General features: G+C 63.7%; 19 protein-coding genes. 16 read left to right on the top strand and 3 right to left on the bottom strand.

From position 1 onward, the window contains the following. Nucleotides 1-87: 87 nt before the first annotated feature. The 3 genes from KTC28_RS04720 to KTC28_RS04710 all read left to right on the top strand — a co-directional run bounded on the left by KTC28_RS04720 (nucleotide 88) and on the right by KTC28_RS04710 (nucleotide 1041). Nucleotides 88-546, top strand: coding sequence for an ester cyclase (locus tag KTC28_RS04720; RefSeq protein ID WP_216710040.1), 459 nt, complete (start codon nucleotides 88-90; stop codon nucleotides 544-546). A gap of 76 nt (nucleotides 547-622) precedes the next feature. Then, complete coding sequence (locus tag KTC28_RS04715) at nucleotides 623-775, top strand: hypothetical protein (protein ID WP_216710041.1); 153 nt, start codon at nucleotides 623-625, stop codon at nucleotides 773-775. Continuing rightward, a complete protein-coding gene (locus KTC28_RS04710; protein WP_216710042.1) occupies nucleotides 769-1041 on the top strand; it encodes a hypothetical protein in 273 nt (90 codons plus the stop codon). Before KTC28_RS04715 ends, KTC28_RS04710 begins: the two co-directional genes overlap by 7 nt. A 192-nt stretch (nucleotides 1042-1233) precedes the next feature. Here KTC28_RS04710 and KTC28_RS04705 read toward each other — a convergent pair whose 3' ends face one another. Both KTC28_RS04705 and KTC28_RS04700 read right to left on the bottom strand, forming a co-directional pair. Further along, nucleotides 1234-1506: a hypothetical protein gene (locus KTC28_RS04705; RefSeq protein ID WP_216710043.1), complete on the bottom strand. Its 273-nt coding sequence runs from the start codon at nucleotides 1504-1506 to the stop codon at nucleotides 1234-1236. A 335-nt stretch (nucleotides 1507-1841) separates the two neighbouring features. After that, nucleotides 1842-3104, bottom strand: coding sequence for a bifunctional alpha/beta hydrolase/OsmC family protein (locus KTC28_RS04700; protein WP_216710044.1), 1263 nt, complete (start codon nucleotides 3102-3104; stop codon nucleotides 1842-1844). A gap of 576 nt (nucleotides 3105-3680) precedes the next feature. Between KTC28_RS04700 and KTC28_RS04695 the strand changes: the two genes are divergently transcribed. Beyond that, the gene (locus tag KTC28_RS04695) at nucleotides 3681-4217 is read left to right on the top strand and encodes a YkgB family protein (protein ID WP_216710045.1); all 537 of its coding nucleotides are present in this window, start codon (nucleotides 3681-3683) and stop codon (nucleotides 4215-4217) included. Nucleotides 4218-4396: 179 nt separating this feature from the next. On the opposite strand, the gene KTC28_RS04690 is transcribed toward KTC28_RS04695, so the two are convergent. After that, nucleotides 4397-5059 (bottom strand): MarC family protein, encoded by a 663-nt coding sequence (locus tag KTC28_RS04690; RefSeq protein ID WP_216710046.1) that lies wholly within the window; start codon nucleotides 5057-5059, stop codon nucleotides 4397-4399. 1060 nt (nucleotides 5060-6119) lie between these two features. On the opposite strand from KTC28_RS04690, the gene KTC28_RS04685 reads away from it, so the two are divergent. From KTC28_RS04685 to KTC28_RS04630, 12 genes are all read left to right on the top strand, one after another. Next, nucleotides 6120-6578: an ester cyclase gene (locus KTC28_RS04685; protein ID WP_216710047.1), complete on the top strand. Its 459-nt coding sequence runs from the start codon at nucleotides 6120-6122 to the stop codon at nucleotides 6576-6578. Nucleotides 6579-6580: 2 nt separating this feature from the next. Then, the gene (locus KTC28_RS04680; protein WP_216710048.1) at nucleotides 6581-7363 is read left to right on the top strand and encodes an SDR family NAD(P)-dependent oxidoreductase; all 783 of its coding nucleotides are present in this window, start codon (nucleotides 6581-6583) and stop codon (nucleotides 7361-7363) included. A gap of 186 nt (nucleotides 7364-7549) precedes the next feature. Beyond that, complete coding sequence (locus KTC28_RS04675) at nucleotides 7550-8521, top strand: magnesium and cobalt transport protein CorA (RefSeq protein ID WP_216710049.1); 972 nt, start codon at nucleotides 7550-7552, stop codon at nucleotides 8519-8521. A gap of 552 nt (nucleotides 8522-9073) precedes the next feature. Beyond that, nucleotides 9074-10426, top strand: a complete 1353-nt coding sequence (locus tag KTC28_RS04670; RefSeq protein ID WP_216710050.1) for an amidase family protein — start codon at nucleotides 9074-9076, stop codon at nucleotides 10424-10426. 10 nt (nucleotides 10427-10436) lie between these two features. Continuing rightward, on the top strand, nucleotides 10437-11315 hold the full coding sequence (locus tag KTC28_RS04665; protein WP_216710051.1) for a polysaccharide deacetylase family protein: 879 nt from the start codon (nucleotides 10437-10439) through the stop codon (nucleotides 11313-11315). Nucleotide 11316: 1 nt separating this feature from the next. Next, complete coding sequence (locus KTC28_RS04660) at nucleotides 11317-11628, top strand: hypothetical protein (protein ID WP_216710052.1); 312 nt, start codon at nucleotides 11317-11319, stop codon at nucleotides 11626-11628. Between the two features lie 15 nt (nucleotides 11629-11643). After that, nucleotides 11644-12594: a CobW family GTP-binding protein gene (locus tag KTC28_RS04655; protein WP_223132289.1), complete on the top strand. Its 951-nt coding sequence runs from the start codon at nucleotides 11644-11646 to the stop codon at nucleotides 12592-12594. 53 nt (nucleotides 12595-12647) lie between these two features. Further along, nucleotides 12648-12959, top strand: a complete 312-nt coding sequence (locus KTC28_RS04650) for a DMT family transporter (RefSeq protein ID WP_216710099.1) — start codon at nucleotides 12648-12650, stop codon at nucleotides 12957-12959. A 31-nt stretch (nucleotides 12960-12990) separates the two neighbouring features. Beyond that, nucleotides 12991-13371 (top strand): succinate dehydrogenase, cytochrome b556 subunit, encoded by a 381-nt coding sequence (gene sdhC / locus KTC28_RS04645; RefSeq protein WP_216710054.1) that lies wholly within the window; start codon nucleotides 12991-12993, stop codon nucleotides 13369-13371. 42 nt (nucleotides 13372-13413) lie between these two features. After that, nucleotides 13414-13803 carry a succinate dehydrogenase, hydrophobic membrane anchor protein gene (sdhD, locus tag KTC28_RS04640; RefSeq protein ID WP_223132288.1) on the top strand — a complete coding sequence of 130 codons (390 nt, stop codon included), beginning with the start codon at nucleotides 13414-13416 and terminating at the stop codon, nucleotides 13801-13803. After that, nucleotides 13800-15593, top strand: a complete 1794-nt coding sequence (gene sdhA / locus KTC28_RS04635) for a succinate dehydrogenase flavoprotein subunit (protein ID WP_216710056.1) — start codon at nucleotides 13800-13802, stop codon at nucleotides 15591-15593. The genes sdhD and sdhA overlap by 4 nt, the downstream gene beginning before the upstream one ends. Nucleotides 15594-15635: 42 nt before the next feature. Beyond that, nucleotides 15636-16421 carry a succinate dehydrogenase iron-sulfur subunit gene (locus tag KTC28_RS04630; RefSeq protein WP_216710057.1) on the top strand — a complete coding sequence of 262 codons (786 nt, stop codon included), beginning with the start codon at nucleotides 15636-15638 and terminating at the stop codon, nucleotides 16419-16421.

Here is a 16421-nt window from a genome sequence, read left to right as displayed (position 1 = left end):
CCGTCGAATCGACGTAAGCAGTCGATGCGAGCGGAAAAGCACGGTTTCAAACGAGAATGGCCGCATCCGCGGCTTAGGAGAAGCAGCATGACCGACCAGGATCGCCAAAAGGAGACCGTCCGACGCATCTACGCGAACTGCTGGAACATGGGCGACATGGCGAGCATCGACGACATTTTCGCGGTCGACGTCGAGCACGGTCACTTCCTACCGGGCTGGCCGAAGGGTCGGGAGGGTTTCAAGGCGCTCGTGCAGTTCTGGCGCAACGCCTTTCCGGACATCCGCGAAGACGTCGTGGAGATTCTTTCCGAAGGCAATCAGGTCGCCAGTCGTTTTCGGTTGCAGGGTACCCACCAGGGCGACTTCTACGGCATTCCCGGAACCGGGCGCACGGTGGACATATACGGCGCGGAAATCTTCCGGTTCAAAGACGGCATGGTCGTCGAGTACGTGTACCATGAGGACACGCTCGGCTTGTTCTTCCAGCTCGGCGTCCTTCCACTTGGCAACTCCGACATAGCTGGTGTCCTGACCAGAGCAGCGTAGGCAGTCGGGCTATACCGGCCTTTCTCCTTTCTTCGAACCCGATCCGGCCCGCATAGGGCCGTAAGCAACCAGTGACATGTCCAAGCCATCCGTCGAGCTGTCCGGAAGGACCGCCATCGTCACGGGCGGCAGCCGGGGAATCTGCTATGCGGTCGCGGTCGCCGTCGCCGTCGCCGTCGCCGACGCGGACGTGCATCAGGCGCCGAAAGGTTGCGGCATCCCGTGGTAGGTTTGATCAGTCGTGTTCTCCGGGCTGAAGGTGAAGACCCGCCAAGGGCCGACACCGAGGCGCTACAGGCCTGCCATGCATCGATCGTGATCACGGGTGACGATGCCGGTTTTGACCATCCTGCCGAGGAACGTCCCGTGCTCGGCCGCAGCCGCACTGCCGGAGATCAGCTGATGATCGGGATCGTGGCCATGGTTTCCGTTTCCCAAGAGAAGATGGTGGGCGAACGTATTGGCAAACCGGTACCGGACGACACCGCCAGGTGACCGGCATGGCACCTGACAGGGCGACGTCAGGCAGACGAACAGTATCCTCAATCAGGAGTGTCCGGGCCAGCCCCATTCGGGTCTACGCCCTGCGGTCAGAGAGCTGCAGGACGGACCCGCCGAGCCCGGACTCGTCGCCGCCGACGCCGGCGCTGCATGATCACGCGGGCGGGACGATCGAACCGCACACGATCATCGGTCTGGTTCTCTGGGAACGGTCGGTGGCCGTCCACGCTCGCGCGCCACCCGTGCGCGATCCGCTTCGGGGGTGTGTTTCGGGACCCTGTCTCCCGCTATGATGTTCACGCGGCTGTCAAACTCGTCGTCACCGTAGCGACGGGCATCCTCCCGCTGGAGACTGCCCTCCAGGTTGGATTGCGGCGACATCGGCTTCCAGGGCTCTGGCGCCTTCGGGTGAGTGCGTGGCGGATCGCCGCCGATGTCTTCGCTGGTGCTCTCGTCCATGAGTTGATCTCCTTTTCACCAAATCGGCCGGCACACCCCTTGAAAATCGTTCGGGCCGTCCGGTCCGGACGGCGTTGACCAGCCGACGATGGACGGGACCGCCGACAGACGATCGCGTCCATCGTCGAAGGGGAGGTCGCCGAACGACGGCCAAGGCCGCCGCCGTGCCGGGCCCGCTGGCTGCGCAGACGTCCGGTCGTGGCCCGCACCAGGCCGCTGGACGTATGGAGATGGGGCTCCGCGGACCTTCAAAGAGGCGTGGAACGAATTGAGAACCTGCTCCAAGCATCGTCCGCTTGGCATCGCTGCCCGCGGACGGCAGGGTCGTCGGGCTCTCACTGTGTGTCGGCATCGGTGCAGGCCTCCGCGACCTGCCGGGCGTGATCGTCGGGAATGTCCGGTGCTCCATCGTCGCGCTCGCCAACGATCCGACTCGTCTCCACCACCGCTCCCTCGGTAAGCGTCCGGTGGACGGGACAGCGATCGGCAATTTCAAGCAGAAGTTCTTCCTGCGCCGCGTCGATGCGACCCTCGAATCCAAGCCTGCGTGTGAAAGTCTCTCGCGACGTGACGGTTCTGCCGGTATGCCCCACTTCGACGATCGTCCGTTCCAGGGGCCAACCTTTGCGATCCGCATACATCCGGCACGTCATCGCCGTGCACGCCCCGAGACCGGCCGCGATCAGGTCGTAGGGTGACGGTCCCGACGCCAGCCCTCCGACGCTCGTCGGCTCGTCGACGAGGAAACTTCCGGAACGACTGACGACCCTCACCTGGAACTTGCCAATGCCGGTTTCCTCGACGCGTAGACCACGAACGGGGGGCACCGGTTGGGTCACCGCGATGTCGAGATAGCGGCGCGACCACGCCCCGATCACCTCTGCGGCGTAGACGGCGTCCCTTCCCTGTCGGAGCAGATGATCGGCGTGATCGAGCGAGACGAAGCTCTTCGGGTGACGCGCCGCCTGGAAGATTTCGGAAGCGTTCGTGATCGAGACGACCTCGTCCAGCGGCGAGTGCAGGATCAGCAGGGCTCGGCCGAGCTCGGCGATACGGCTGTGCTGACGCTGCGCTCGGATGTCGTCGACGAAGTCGGAGCCGAGGAGGAACTCCCTTCCACCTATGGAGACGGGGATGCGATCGTCGCCCGAGACGTCGATCAGGGCGTCGCCGAGATGGGTGAGGATGTGCCGGGCGTCGAAGGGAGCGCCGATGACCGCGACCGCCTTCACGTCCCCGAGCGCCCCAGCCGCCGCAAGTACCGCCGCTCCCCCGAAACTGTGACCGATAAGAAGCTGAGGTGCCATCCCTGCGCCCGCCATAGCCGCGACGGCGGAGACGATGTCTTTGACGTCGCCCGACAACCCGCGTCCGAATTCACCCTCGCTTTCGCCAAGACCGGTGAAGTCGAAACGCAGGACGCCGATCCCGTCCTGCGCCAGCCTGCGGCTCACCTTAACCGCCGCGAGCGAGGTCTTGTCGCAGGTAAAGCAATGCGCGAAGACGGCATATGCACGGACGGGCACGTTTCCGGTTTCGAGGATCCCAGCAAGCGCGATGCCGGCGTCGTTCGTAAAGGCGAACTCGGTGCTGGCCACGGTCTGAACGCGCTCCGCTACTGTCCGCCGACCGGCGGTGGGCGCGCCTTCAATCCATGCGCGACTCCATTCCTACATGCGGCGGCGGCTGTCGGAAATCCTTCGGCACCGGATTAAAGCATTGATTCCACGTCGATCTAGCGCTTTGCGGGCATTTTCGAGCCTATCCTGCTTCGTAATTTCGCCTGGCACGCTTTGCGTGATCAAGCCCATCCTCGCCATGATACCGAAGTACTGGATCGAGAGGCCGAGGTCCTTGCACCGAATGCTTGAGGCACCGGGATGTTCGACCCTGAAAGTCTGCCGTTGCGGTCGAAACGACCTCGATGACGATTCCCGCAGGTGTTTTGTTTATGATGGTGATCGAATCGGCCATGCACTTTACGCGCCTGGTTCCCAGGCCGCCCGAACGGATCCCGTTCGTTACGGCGATCGGCACGAACCGCCGGCGCGGCGGGCTACCGCAGTTTTCCCCGCCGACCGAACGTCCGGACCTGGTTTCGAGCGGCGCCGTCCCGTCGTCGGGCATCAACGCCGCGTCGAGCCCCCGCACCATGCAGCACAGAGGAACACGCCATGGACACGACCAAATACGGTGCACCCGCGGCCCAGACCGATCCCGGAAGTGAGAGGGCCGTCATCGGCCTCGGTGCCACGATCGAAAGGGCCGGAGGCTGGACGATCACGATCGCTCTTACGATCATCTTCCTCTGGTTCGGCGGCATGAAGTTCACACCCTTCGAAGCGGCGGGGCTCGAACCGATAATCTCCAATAATCCGCTGATCTCGTGGCTCTACGCGCTATTCGGCGTACAGGGCGGTGCCAGGTTCCTGGGCGTATTCGAGATCGTCACGGGCCTGCTGATCGCAGCCCGTTTCGTCGACCCCCGTGCCTCGGTTCTAGGCGGGGCGATGGGTGCCTGGTCCTTCATCCTCACCTTAAGTTGCATGTTCACCACCCCCGGCGTGATCGCGGCGGGCCATGAGGGCACGCTGAACCTGTCCACGGCACCGGGGTCGTTCCTCGTTAAGGACATCGTGCTCTTCGCGGCTTGCCTCTGGTTGGCCGGCCGTTCTTTGGTGGAAGCTAGCAGTCGTCAGCGCCTGCGCTGACAACCGCCGGACCGCGCGCCCTTGCCCCCCCGGGGGCGTGCGGTCCGAATACCCGATGCGTCCCTGCTTGACTCGTCTCAAAGACGCGTGCGGCGGAGAAGGGGATGATCCGCGAGTCGTCCGAGGGTCTGCACTGTTCGCGTGCGTTGCGACATCATGATCCCGTACCGGGTCGGGGATCACGTGACTCTCATCATGATTGGAACGAGGCTCTCCACGCCCGTGACGATGATCTGCACCCCGACGCTGAGCAGCAGGAAGGCGACGAGACGAGAGACGACCCTTGCACCGCTGGGGCCGAGGATCCGCCCCACGCGGTCCGACCAGCGGTAACAGAGCCATATCAGGGCGGCGATGCACAGTGCCGCCGCGCTCACCCCGCCGAAGAAGGAGAGAGTGCCGACCCCTTCGGCAGGCCGTTGTGAAGACAGTGCGATCGCCACCGCGATCGAGCCCGGTCCGGTGGTGAACGGCATCGTCAGCGGAAAAAAGGCGACATCGTCCAAGCAGTCCTGCGCGCTCGCGGCGGCATCGGCCTTGCGTGTTTCGTGCTCCTGAGGCTGCATGAGCAGTTCCCAGGCCCGGACGGCGACGACGAGGCCGCCCGCGATCCGCAACGCTCCGAGGCTTACGCCGAAGAAAGCGAGGAGGTAGCCCCCGAGCCACAGAGACCCGAGCAGGACGGCTGCCGAGTAGAGCGCGATCCGGGTGGCGAGATGATGCCGCTCGGCTTGCGACCGGTCCGCAGTCACGTCGTTAAAGATGAGCGCCGAGCCCAACGGATTAACGATCGAGAACAACGCGGGAAAGGCCAGGAGGAAGGCACCGATCCAACTGGTCAAAGGCAGAGGATCTGCGTTCATCGGCTCTGAGCCTTCAGCTCATCGCGAGGTTCGTAATCAGTCATGCTTCGTCAGCCTCGGTGCCAGCTTCCTGCATTCGCCGGACATAGTCCCAGGGTCGACCGAGACGCCATCGTCAAGCAGGTCCGTCCCCGGTCATCCGATGTCGGACATCTTACGGCGACAAATTTGGGGCTTGCCACGGCGTTCGGCGCTCCGGACCAGATCCGCCGATGTCCGCAACCTTCAGGGCAGCCAAGGTGGCGTCCCTGCCGACACTGCAGCCCGCTGATACGGATCCCATGCCCGGTGGGCAACGAATTTCCTTCAGGCAGACGACAGCAGTCTCGTCTGAAACGCACCTTTTGCAGCACTAATTGGCGTTTCCTGCGCTGTAATCACCCGTCACACAGTTTTAGAAGGGTTCTCGCCCGGTAGTAGGATATTTAAACGAGCGTCGAACAGAAGACGAGCAGGATGGCGTTTTAACGCTGGTGGACCGGTCTAGTTGCTTCGTGGCAGGTGGAACAACTTCGCAAATGGCGTTAGAACTCGCCGAGGGAGGACTTCGTGGCCAGTCTTCGGCCTTGTGGGCAGTCGATGGAGGGTGGCCGCGGCACGATGCTGTCAATCCGCTGGCTCGCAAGCTGTCGAACTCCACTAAGCTGTCGCGATCCGACCGGGATTTTCTGGAAACGCTTACGACCGGCGAGGAATGCTTCGCAGCGGATATCGACGTGGCGAGCGAAGGCGATGCACCCGGCTCGGTGTTCGCCGTCAAGGAAGGGATGGCGATCCGCTATCGCGACCTGCCCGACGGCAGATGGCAGATGGCAGATCAAGACCTTCCTGCTGCCGGGAGATCTAAGTGCGTCGCAACCCTGTCTGGGGCGGTCGATGGACCATTCGATCGGCACGCTAACGCCGTTGCGAATTGCCCGCATAACGCGAGAGTCGATGATGGAGAACTTCGCAGGGCGGCCTCGGTTGGGCGGAGGCACCCGTCCGTTACCCGGTTCCCTCGAAACATGTCCTGCAACCTCAACCCGGGAGAGCCTCGATGACCGATCAAGACCGCGATAAGGCCACTGTTAAGCGAATCTACGCCAGCTGTTGGAACCAAGGCGATATGGACAGCGTGGACGAGATCTTCGCATCCGACGTGAAGCATGGCCATTTCCTGCCCGGATGGCCGACCGGGCGTGAGGGGTTCAAGACGCTTGTCCGTTTCTGGCGCACGGCCTTTCCCGATATCCGTGAGGACGTCGTCGAGCTGATCGCTGAAGGGGACCAGGTCGCGAGTCGCTTCCGGCTGCAGGGCACCCACACGGGCGACTTTTACGGAATACCCGGCACGGGGCGCGCCGTCGACATCTACGGTGCCGAGATATTCCGGTTCAGAGCCGGCAAGGTCGTCGAGTACGTCTATCACGAAGACACGCTTGGGCTGTTCTTCCAGCTCGGCGTGCTGCCGCTCGGCAACTCGGATATCGCCGGCGTCTTGACGAAGGTGGGCTGAGCATGGCCATCCCGATCATCGACCTGTCGGGACGGACCGCCGTTGTCACGGGTGCAAGCCGGGGCATCGGCTACGCGATTGCGAAGGCTTTCGCCGACGCCGGAGCGAAGGTCCACATCGTCGCTGAAAGCGACGATGTGGACCAGGCGGCCCTCCGGATGCGGTCACCCACGGGCGGGCGGGTCACCGGTCATCGTTGCGACATCACCGACCGCGCCGCGGTCGAGAGGTTCGCGATCGAGGTCCCGGCGCCCGACATCCTGGTCAACAACGCCGGGCTCGAGGGCCTCACCTGGATCGCCGACCCGTCGCCCGAAACCCTGGCACTCGTCGAGCGGATCAGTCGGATAAATATTGTCGGCACCTGGTCGATCACGCAGGCTTTGCTGCCTCGCATGCCACGCGGCGCGTCGATAATCTGCACCGCGTCGATCTGGTCGCGAACCGCCGAGCCGGGGTTCTCAGCCTACGCCGCGTCCAAGCACGCTACGCTCGGCCTTGTGCGGACCTGGGCCAAGGAACTCGGTCCGCGCGGCATTCGCGTCAATGCGGTGGCGCCCGGGTGGGTCCGCACGGAGGCGGCGCTGCGTTCGCTCGATCACCTCGTCGAGGCCACCGGGCAGACAAGGGACTCGATCCTCGACGGCATTACTGCGCAACAGTCGCTGCCGGGGTTCATCGAGCCGGCCGACGTAACTGGCGCCTTTCTGTTCCTGGCAAGCGATCTGTCGGCGAGCATCACCGGGCAGTCCATTCAGGTCGATCGAGGCGCCGTCCACGCCTGAGGCACACATGCGGCGTGGCGCGGTCATGAAGAAAGCAGTGTTTGGCTGTCAGCCGGATATCTTCGGACTGGAGGACCGCTGCGTCGGCGGCGGCCCAAAATCCGACAGTCGGCTGCATGGCATCGAGCGCACGAAGAGGTGTCGCGCGATTTCGTTCGTCGGCATGTCCGGCAAGGAGTTTCCCGAGTGGCGATCGTTTCAGCGGGCCTGTATCAAGGAGGCGCGCGTGGGCGCTCGGTCATGCTGGACGAGACGATCGACTACCCCGACGATCGCTCCAGCTTTGTCTGGATCGACGTCGCCGACCCTAGCCCTCACGAGATGCAGACGCTTGCGGCTCGCTACGGGCTCCATCCGCTTTCAGTCGCCGACGCCCTGAAAGCGCACCAGTCACCGAAACTAAACGTATACGGCGATCAGCTGTTCGTCATCGCTTGTGCCGCCGGTCTTAACGACAGGCGGGTCTACTACAGCGAGACGGCGGTATTCGTCGGCCACAGTCATGTCATAACTGTTCGTCTCGGAGCACTGACCGAGGATCAGGTCGGAGTTCGTGATCACCTGGAGGCGGCACCTTCGCTCCTCGTCCACGGTGTCCACTATGTCGTCCACGCGATTCTCGACTCGATCGTCGATGACTACCTGCCTCTGGTCGAAATGCTGGAAGAGGAGGTGATTGCGATGGAGCGGCGGACGCTCGACAGTTTCCTCGAGCGTCGCGATGTGCTGCGCATCTTCGACATGCGGCACGACCTCACGCGCCTAAGCCGCGTCCTGCGGTCGATGGGCGAGATCGCGAGCAAACTCGTCAGTCTCGACTTGCCTTGTCTCGACCCGACCGTGCGCCCCTACTTCCGCGATGTCTTGGATCACATCGGACACATCCTGGCGACCGTCGACGGCCTACGGGAGGTCCTTACTTCGGTGTTCGAGATCAGCAGCCTGCTGGAACAGCAGCGGACGGGCGACATCACGCGGAAACTCGCTGCCTGGGCAGCCATACTGGCCGTTCCAACGGCGGTTGCTGGTATCTACGGGATGAATTTCGTTTACATGCCGGAGTTGAAGACGCACTACGGCTACTTCGTGGTCCTTGCGGGCATGGCGGTTGCCTGCGGCACCCTGTATTTACGTTTCAAGCGCGCGACGTGGCTCTGAAGGTTGCGATCGTCGTTCGCGGCCATCTCGACGTCAGCGAGACCCACCGTTCGGAGTGGATTTCAAGAATTCGGCGATGGTCGACATGCGTCATCGCGCGCCGCCGCCGTTGCGTCTGCCATCGCGGAACGCTCCCGAACAAGATGATCAGTGCATCGTTCCTCTGGCGAACGGCGAGGATCTTGTCCGCGTCCGACCCGATTGGTTCGGACATTGTCCGGCGATGTTCCGGTAGGTCCACATCGGTCGAACGCGTCGGTCGTAGCCATCTCGGACGATTGGAAAAACTAAACTGGTTTCGCTGCTCATTTGATGGGGACCGCTAAAAAGGGCGAATGCACTCCCATTCCAACCCTGAAGGCCGCGCCGCTCTGGTGCTTTGCGAGAGTCTGATGATCATTCTCGTGGATGGGACGGCGCCGGGAAGTCGGTCGAGCATGTCGTCGACGTCAAACCAGACAGCAACGTGGTCGGCTTGATGTCGGTCGGCCTGCTTCGTGGCATCGAGAGCAGTCTTGCGGTCGCCGGCGGCAGCCGATCGGAGCATCCGTGATGGAATTCGACATCGCACGGCAGATCGCGCGGTTCACCGCCGGATCAGACGACCCCCGCGATGTCGCGGGCCGGGTTTTGGAAGGCATCGCGAGCGCCCCTGACGAAGCGATCTTCGTCCTGACGACGGCGCGTCGTGCCGCCGACGAGGCGGCTGCATCGGCAACGCGTTATCAAGATGGCCACGATATCGGACTGTTGGACGGCGTTCCCATCGCCTGGAAGGATCTGTTTGATCTCAAGGGCGAGGTGACGCGGGCCGGATCCCACACCCTCGGGAACACGCCGTCCGAGGAGGACGCGCTGCTTGTGCATCGCCTCGCGCAGGCTGGTGCAGTGACGGTCGGCAAGCTCAATCTCACGGAGTTCGCGTTCTCGGTGCTCGGGTTGAACCCGCACTTCGGAACGCCCCGAAATCCCTGGTCCGACGAGCCGCGTGTCCCTGGCGGCTCTTCGTCGGGCTGCGGCACCGCAGTCGCGCGAGGGCTGGTGCCAATCGCGGTCGGCACCGACACGAGCGGGTCGATACGTGTGCCGGCGGCTTTCAACGGGGTCGTCGGCTTCAAGCCATCGAGTCAGCGTTGGCCACTCGATGGCTGCTTCCCGCTGTCGGAGACGCTCGATACAGCGGGCGTGATCTGCGGCACGCTCTCGGACGCCATCGTCGTCGACGCCGCCGCGCGAGGGATCCGCGCCCCCGAACTGCGCCGTGGAACGATCCAAGGGGTTCACATCGTCGTGCCGTCCAACGCGGTATGGGATGGCACCGAGACCGCAGTTCGGATGAACGCCGAAGCCGCGCTCGTCCGTCTCGCCGATGCCGGTGCGAAGGTCGAGCATCGTGCCATTCCGACCCTCGACGCGGTGCTTGCGCTCAACGAACGGTATGGCACGCTCGTCACGCTCGAGGCGTACCGCCTGCATGCGCACCGGTTAGCGACAGACGCGGCGTGCATCGACCGGCAGGTGTTCGCGCGTATGATCCGTGGCGCGGATATCGATGCGGAGGCCGAGGCGGCGATACGCGCGGCGCGGCTGTGCTTGACTGCGGAACTTGAGGCGTTGTTTGATGGAGGCACGCTGCTTGCGTTCCCCACCGTTCCGCACGTCGCACCGCTGCTCGTTCCGCTCGAGACCGACGACGCTCTATTCGCCGCCACCAACATGCGGACGATGCGCAACACGGCCCTGGGCAATTTCCTCGACTGGTGCAGTGTGTCGATCCCGAGCGGCAGCGACCAGCGAGGGCTCCCGACCGCGCTCATGCTGTCGAGCGGCCCCGGGCGCGACAATCACCTGCTCGCCGCCGCGCTTGCCGCCGAGCCATTGATACGACCCGCTCTCAATCATTGAGGACCCGATTATGACCAAGGAAATCCTGTGTAGCTTCGGCGTCGATGTCGATGCAGTTGCCGGTTGGCTCGGCTCGTATGGCGGCGAGGACTCGCCGGACGACATCTCCCGCGGTCTGTTCGCCGGCGAAGTCGGCAGCCTGCGTCTCCTGAAGATGTTCAACCGTTGGGGGATCAGGACGACATGGTTCATTCCCGGCCACTCGATCGAAACCTTTCCCGAGCAGATGAAGGCGGTCGCGGACGCCGGCCACGAGATCGGTATCCACGGCTACAGTCACGAAAATCCGATCGCGATGACCCGTGAGCAGGAGGTGGCGGTGCTCGATCGGTCGATCGACTTGGTCACGGCGTTGTCGGGTAAGCGGCCCACCGGTTATGCAGCGCCTTGGTGGGAGTTCTCGACCGTCACCAACGAGCTGCTTCTCGAACGTGGGATCAAGTACGACCACTCTCTGATGCACAACGACTATCAGCCGTATTACGTCCGTGTCGGCGATACGTGGACCAAGATCGACTATTCGAAGCAGCCGTCCGACTGGATGAAGCCGCTTGTTCGGGGCCACGAAACCGAGTTGATCGAAATTCCGGCCAACTGGTGTCTGGACGACCTGCCGCCGATGCTGTTCATAAAAAAAGCGCCGAATAGCCACGGCTTCGTCAATCCTCGCGACATTGAGCAGATGTGGCGCGACCAGTTCGACTGGGTCTATCGCGAATACGACTATGCGGTGTTCCCGATGACGATCCATCCCGACGTCTCGGGGCGGCCGCACGTACTGCTGATGTTGGAACGGCTTTACGAGTATATGACGGCACGGCCGGGCGTGCACTTCGTGACGATGGATGAGATAGCCGACGACTTCGCTCGCCGCTCGCCGCGCAGATAATATGTGTTCGCTGTGTGGGGTGCTGGGCGGAGCGGAGCATTGGGCGGATGCCCATGACCGGCCGGGGACGTTCACCCGCAACACGGGTCCTGTCGAACGCCGTCGCGAACGAGCGCGGCGGATCGCGCACGCTCGGCGGATTCTCGGCCCATTCGGACTCGAGCTCGCCGATTGGAACGGCGCGGCGTTTCTGCTGTCGACCCGCACAGGACGGACCGAGATCGTCGATACGTTAGGCCATCTGTGGATCGTGGTGGAGACGCTGCTCGGGCATCCCGCCGATCCTCTCGCCAACGCATTCGACGCTGCTTGACGCATGAAGACACCGGTGATCCTGCTGACCGGGTTTCTGGGCTCGGGCAAAACGAGCCTTCTAGGCCGGTTGCTCCGGCATCCAGCGCTTACCGACACCGCGGTCCTGATAAACGAGTTCGGCGAGGTCGGGCTAGACCACCATCTATTGGAGCGCATCGACGAGACGGTCGTGCTGCTCCGGTCCGGATGCGTGTGTTGCACGGTCCGAGGAGAGCTGTCCCAGGCGATTAGGACGCTGCATTCGCGCCGCGACCGTGGCGAGGTTCCCTCGTTTCGGCGACTGGTGATCGAGTCGACCGGGCTGGCCGACCCGCTGCCGGTGATGACTACGATCGCCGCCGACCCGGTACTTCGCCATCATTTTCGGATGGGTGCGGTGATCACAACGGTCGACGCGGTTGCCGGACGCGACACGCTGATGCGACAGCCCGAGAACTTGGTGCAGGTTGCCGTGGCCGATCGGCTCGTGATCACCAAGACCGATATCGCCGAGCCGGCAAGCCTTCCGGCACTCATTGCCGAACTGCGCGCGATCAACCCTGATGCAGCACTTGTAGTCGCCGCCACGGACGAGCTCGACGCCGAAACGCTGCTCGCCGACGGGCGTCCTCTATGTGCCACGATCGACCGCCCGGTAGGACATCATGGTCAAGCCGCCTCACTGTCGCTGATCATCGACCATCCGCTCGACTGGACGCTGTTCGGGTTGTGGCTGACGATGCTGCTCCACTGCCACGGCGACCGCATCCTGCGAGTGAAGGGGCTGCTCAACATCGAGGGTGCCGTGGGCCCCGTCGCGGTTCATGGCGTGCAGCAGCTGGTTCACGTTCCAACCCACTTGGCTGCGTGGCCGGATATGGACCGGCGATCGAAGCTGGTGTTCATCGTCCGCGGCCTCGACCCCACGTCGATCGAGCGTTCGATGCGCTCTTTCGGGCTGCTTCGCTCAATCGGTACCGACTAATCTATACTGGTTTAGCCGCACCCGCGCGAGGACCCGCCTACACTGTGCGCTTCATGAACTGGGTGTTCCTTCTATTCGCCAGCGCCTTCGAGGTCGCGTTCACGACCACGTTTCGGCTGAGTGAGAACTTTCGGCACTTGGTTCCAACGATTGGGTTCTTCGCGTGCCTGTTGTGCAGCCTGTTTTTTCTGCAGCTCGCGATCCGCTCGATTCCGCTCGGGACGGCGTATGCGATCTGGACCGGGACGGGTGCGATCGGAACCGTCGTTGCCGGGATGATCTGGTTCGGGGAGCCTGCAGGCATGATCCGCATCGGACTGATCCTCGTCATCGTCGCGGCCACCATCGCCTTGAAGTTCGCCTGATCGTCGCGCTCAGCAACGAAAGCCATTCACTATGCCGATCGAACGACCGCTCTCCCCGCACCTGACATGGTATAGGCCGCAGCTGACGTCGGTGCTCTCGATCGCGCATCGGGCATCGGGCATCGTCCTGTCGGTCGGGTCCGTCCTGGTCGTCTGGTGGCTGGTCGCAATCGGGGCGGGGGGTGAGACATACCGCGCGACGCGGACGGCGATCGCGTCCCCAATGGGAACTCTCGCGCTGGCGGCCTGGTCGGTTGCGTTCTTCTACCATTTGACCAACGGCGTCAGGCATCTCGCCTGGGATGCGGGCTTCGGCTTCGAGCTACGGACGGCGTATCGGAGCGGATACGCCGTTCTGGCGGCGACCGGTCTGCTGACCGCAGCCTCCTGGCTCTTCGTGATTGCCGGATAGATGGGCGCGGGCGACAATGACGCTGCGGCGGGTGCGACCGCCTTGCGGGACGACTCTCGGCGTCGCCGCGTCGCCGGCTTGGGAAGCGCCGGTACCGGGCTCGCGGAATGGCGGCTGCAGCGACTGACCGCCCTGGCGTTGATTCCGCTGGGGTTGTATTTTGTCGCCTCGGTTCTTCACATGGCGGCAGCGCCGCACGACATCGCCGCTGGCTGGCTCACACGGCCGTTCAACGCCTTCGTGATGTTACTATTCGTCGTAGCAATGCTGCTCCACGCGCTGGTCGGGCTGCGGTCCATAATGGCGGACTACGTGCATGGCCGCATGGACAGGTTCCTCGCCGAGATCGGTCTTCTCGCGCTGGCGCTCGCCCTGGGTCTCGCTGGTGTCCTCGCTATCTTGAAGGTCTTCACGGGTGGAGGAGGGTCGTGACCCCAGCTTATGACATCATCGACCACGAATTCGACGTCGTCGTCCTCGGCGCCGGCGGCGCGGGGCTGCGCGCGACGTTGGGGATGGTCGCGGGTGGGCTCACCACCGCCTGCATCAGCAAGGTGTTCCCGACCCGGAGCCACACCGTCGCCGCGCAGGGCGGCATCAGCGCGGCGCTCGGGAACATGGGCGAGGATGACTGGCGCTGGCATATGTACGACACCGTCGCGGGCGGCGTCTGGCTGACGGATCAAGATGCTGCCGAGTTCATGTGCCGGCAGGCGATCGCCGCAGTGGTCGAACTCGAGCATCTCGGCGTGCCGTTCAGTCGTACGGAGGACGGGCGCATCTACCAGCGCCGCTTCGGCGGCCACACCACGCACTTCGCCCAAGGCGAGTTGGCGCAGCGATCCTGCGCCGCAGCCGACCGCACCGGCCACGCCATCTTGCACACGCTCTATACGCAGTGTCTGAAGCACAAGGCGCAATTCTTCGTCGAGTACTTCGCGCTCGATTTTCTGATGGGCGAGGACGGAACTTGCCACGGACTGCTCGCCTGGTGCCTCGAAGACGGGTCGATCCATCGTTTCCGATCGCATCGCACTGTGGTCGCGACCGGCGGGTTCGGCCGTGTCTACGAGGCTTGCACGTCTGCTCACACTTGCACTGGCGACGGCAACGCGATGGCGTTGCGGGCTGGATTGCCGCTGCAGGACATGGAGTTCATCCAGTTCCACCCCACCGGTCTATATGGCGTCGGGTCGCTGATAACCGAGGGCGCACGCGGCGAAGGCGGGTATCTGACGAACGCCGACGGCGAACGGTTCATGGCGAAATACGCGCCGCGCGAGAAGGACCTCGCCAGCCGCGATATCACCAGTCATGCCGAGGGCATCGAAATCCGCGAGGGACGGGGATGCGGCGAGGGCAAGGATCACATCCTGCTCCACCTCGAAGACATCGAGCGGGCAAAGCTGCTCGAGCGGCTGCCGGGTATCATCGAGACAGTGCGCATCTTCGCCGGCCTCGACGCCACGAAGGAGCCGATCCCGGTGGTGCCGACTGTACATTACTGCATGGGCGGCATCCCGACCAACCTCCACGGCGAGGCAATCAATCCGGCGGGCAACGACGCCGATCGAACGGTGCCGGGCCTGATGGCGATCGGGGAGGCGGCGTGCGTCTCGGTCCACGGCGCAAACCGGCTGGGCACCAACAGCCTGCTCGACCTCATCGTCTTCGGCCGTGCGGCCGCTGAGCAGGCGGTTCGCACAGTGGATCGAGGCCGGTTCGTCGCGGAGACACCCAAGGTCTCCGAGGAAAGGATCATGGACCGGTTCGACGGGATCAGATTCAAGTCGGGGGGCTGCACTCCGGGGCGGGCCCGCCGCGGCATTCAGAAAGTGATGCAGGAGAGCTTCGGCGTCTTCCGTACGCAGGAGGCGATGCAGGAGGGCAAAGACCGACTCCGGGCATTGAGGCCCGCGCTTGCGGGAATGTCGTTCGATGGACGAAGCCTGCAGTGGAACGTGGCGCTCGTAGCCGCGCTTGAGGCTCACAACCTCGCCGACCAGGCCGACGTCATCATCGAAAGCGCGCTGACCCGCACCGAGTCCCGAGGCGCACACATCCGCGACGACCATGCCGATCGCGACGACAAAAATTGGCTCAAGCACACGGTCGCATGGCGGGACGGCACGGGCGAAGTCGCGGTCGACTATCGGCCGGTCCGCCTGAAGCCATGGTCGGACGACACGTCCAGCATACCGCCCGGTAAACGGATCATCTGATTCTGCCGCTTCGACTTGAGCACCCTCGATCGGATAACAGCCATGGCCGAGTTCACCCTGCCAGCGAATTCAAAGGTCGAGAAGGGCCACCATTGGCGATTGGACGAACCCGGCGCGGCGGGACGGTGCAAGTCGTTCGAGGTCTATCGCTGGGACCCGGCGTCGGGTCGAAACCCGCGCCTGGACACGTTCGACATCGATCTGGACGACTGCGGACCGATGGTCCTCGACGCATTGCTCAAGATCGTCGACGAGATCGATCCCTCGCTTGCCTTCCGCCGGTCGTGCCGCGAGGGCGTCTGCGGCTCCTGCTCGATGAACATTGACGGGGTCAACACTCTGGCCTGCCTCCAGCCGATCGACGGGCTGAGAGGCGGCAAGAGCCGTGTCGCTCCGCTCCCGCACATGCACGTGCTGCGCGATCTAATCCCGGACCTGACCGGGTTGTACGCCCAGTACGAGTTGATCGAGCCGTGGCTCAAGAACGACCAGCCTGTTCCAGATCGTGAGCGACGCCAGTCGCCCGCTGACGCGGCGAAGCTCAATGGCCTTTATGAATGCGTGCTCTGCTTCTGCTGCTCGACCTCGTGCCCGAGTTACTGGTGGAACCCGGACAAGTACCTCGGGCCTGCCATCCTTCTCCAAGCCGAGCGGTGGATCGCAGACTCGCGGGACACCCACGCCGGGGAGCGGCTTGACCAACTGGACGACCCGTTCCGCCTATACCGCTGCCACACGATTATGAACTGCACCAAGACCTGCCCGAAGAAGCTCAACCCGTCGCGGGCAATCAACGCCATCAAGCAGCAGATGCTCGAGCGCGGGTGA

Source organism: Polymorphobacter megasporae, assembly GCF_018982885.2.
GTDB lineage: Bacteria > Pseudomonadota > Alphaproteobacteria > Sphingomonadales > Sphingomonadaceae > Polymorphobacter_B > Polymorphobacter_B megasporae.
Note: the sequence above shows the minus strand (reverse complement) of the source record. Positions and strands in the feature narration are given on the sequence as shown.

Excerpts from the sequence above, each read along its gene's own strand:
- KTC28_RS04630 (WP_216710057.1), top strand. The coding sequence starts at position 15,636 with ATGGCCGAGTTCACCCTGCCAGCGAATTCAAAGGTCGAGAAGGGCCAC.
- KTC28_RS04720 (WP_216710040.1), top strand. The coding sequence starts at position 88 with ATGACCGACCAGGATCGCCAAAAGGAGACCGTCCGACGCATCTACGCG.
- KTC28_RS04650 (WP_216710099.1), top strand. The coding sequence starts at position 12,648 with ATGAACTGGGTGTTCCTTCTATTCGCCAGCGCCTTCGAGGTCGCGTTC.
- KTC28_RS04670 (WP_216710050.1), top strand. The coding sequence starts at position 9,074 with ATGGAATTCGACATCGCACGGCAGATCGCGCGGTTCACCGCCGGATCA.
- KTC28_RS04695 (WP_216710045.1), top strand. The coding sequence starts at position 3,681 with ATGGACACGACCAAATACGGTGCACCCGCGGCCCAGACCGATCCCGGA.
- KTC28_RS04705 (WP_216710043.1), bottom strand. The coding sequence starts at position 1,506 with ATGGACGAGAGCACCAGCGAAGACATCGGCGGCGATCCGCCACGCACT.
- KTC28_RS04660 (WP_216710052.1), top strand. The coding sequence starts at position 11,317 with ATGTGTTCGCTGTGTGGGGTGCTGGGCGGAGCGGAGCATTGGGCGGAT.
- sdhC (WP_216710054.1), top strand. The coding sequence starts at position 12,991 with ATGCCGATCGAACGACCGCTCTCCCCGCACCTGACATGGTATAGGCCG.
- KTC28_RS04680 (WP_216710048.1), top strand. The coding sequence starts at position 6,581 with ATGGCCATCCCGATCATCGACCTGTCGGGACGGACCGCCGTTGTCACG.
- KTC28_RS04685 (WP_216710047.1), top strand. The coding sequence starts at position 6,120 with ATGACCGATCAAGACCGCGATAAGGCCACTGTTAAGCGAATCTACGCC.
- KTC28_RS04665 (WP_216710051.1), top strand. The coding sequence starts at position 10,437 with ATGACCAAGGAAATCCTGTGTAGCTTCGGCGTCGATGTCGATGCAGTT.
- KTC28_RS04715 (WP_216710041.1), top strand. The coding sequence starts at position 623 with ATGTCCAAGCCATCCGTCGAGCTGTCCGGAAGGACCGCCATCGTCACG.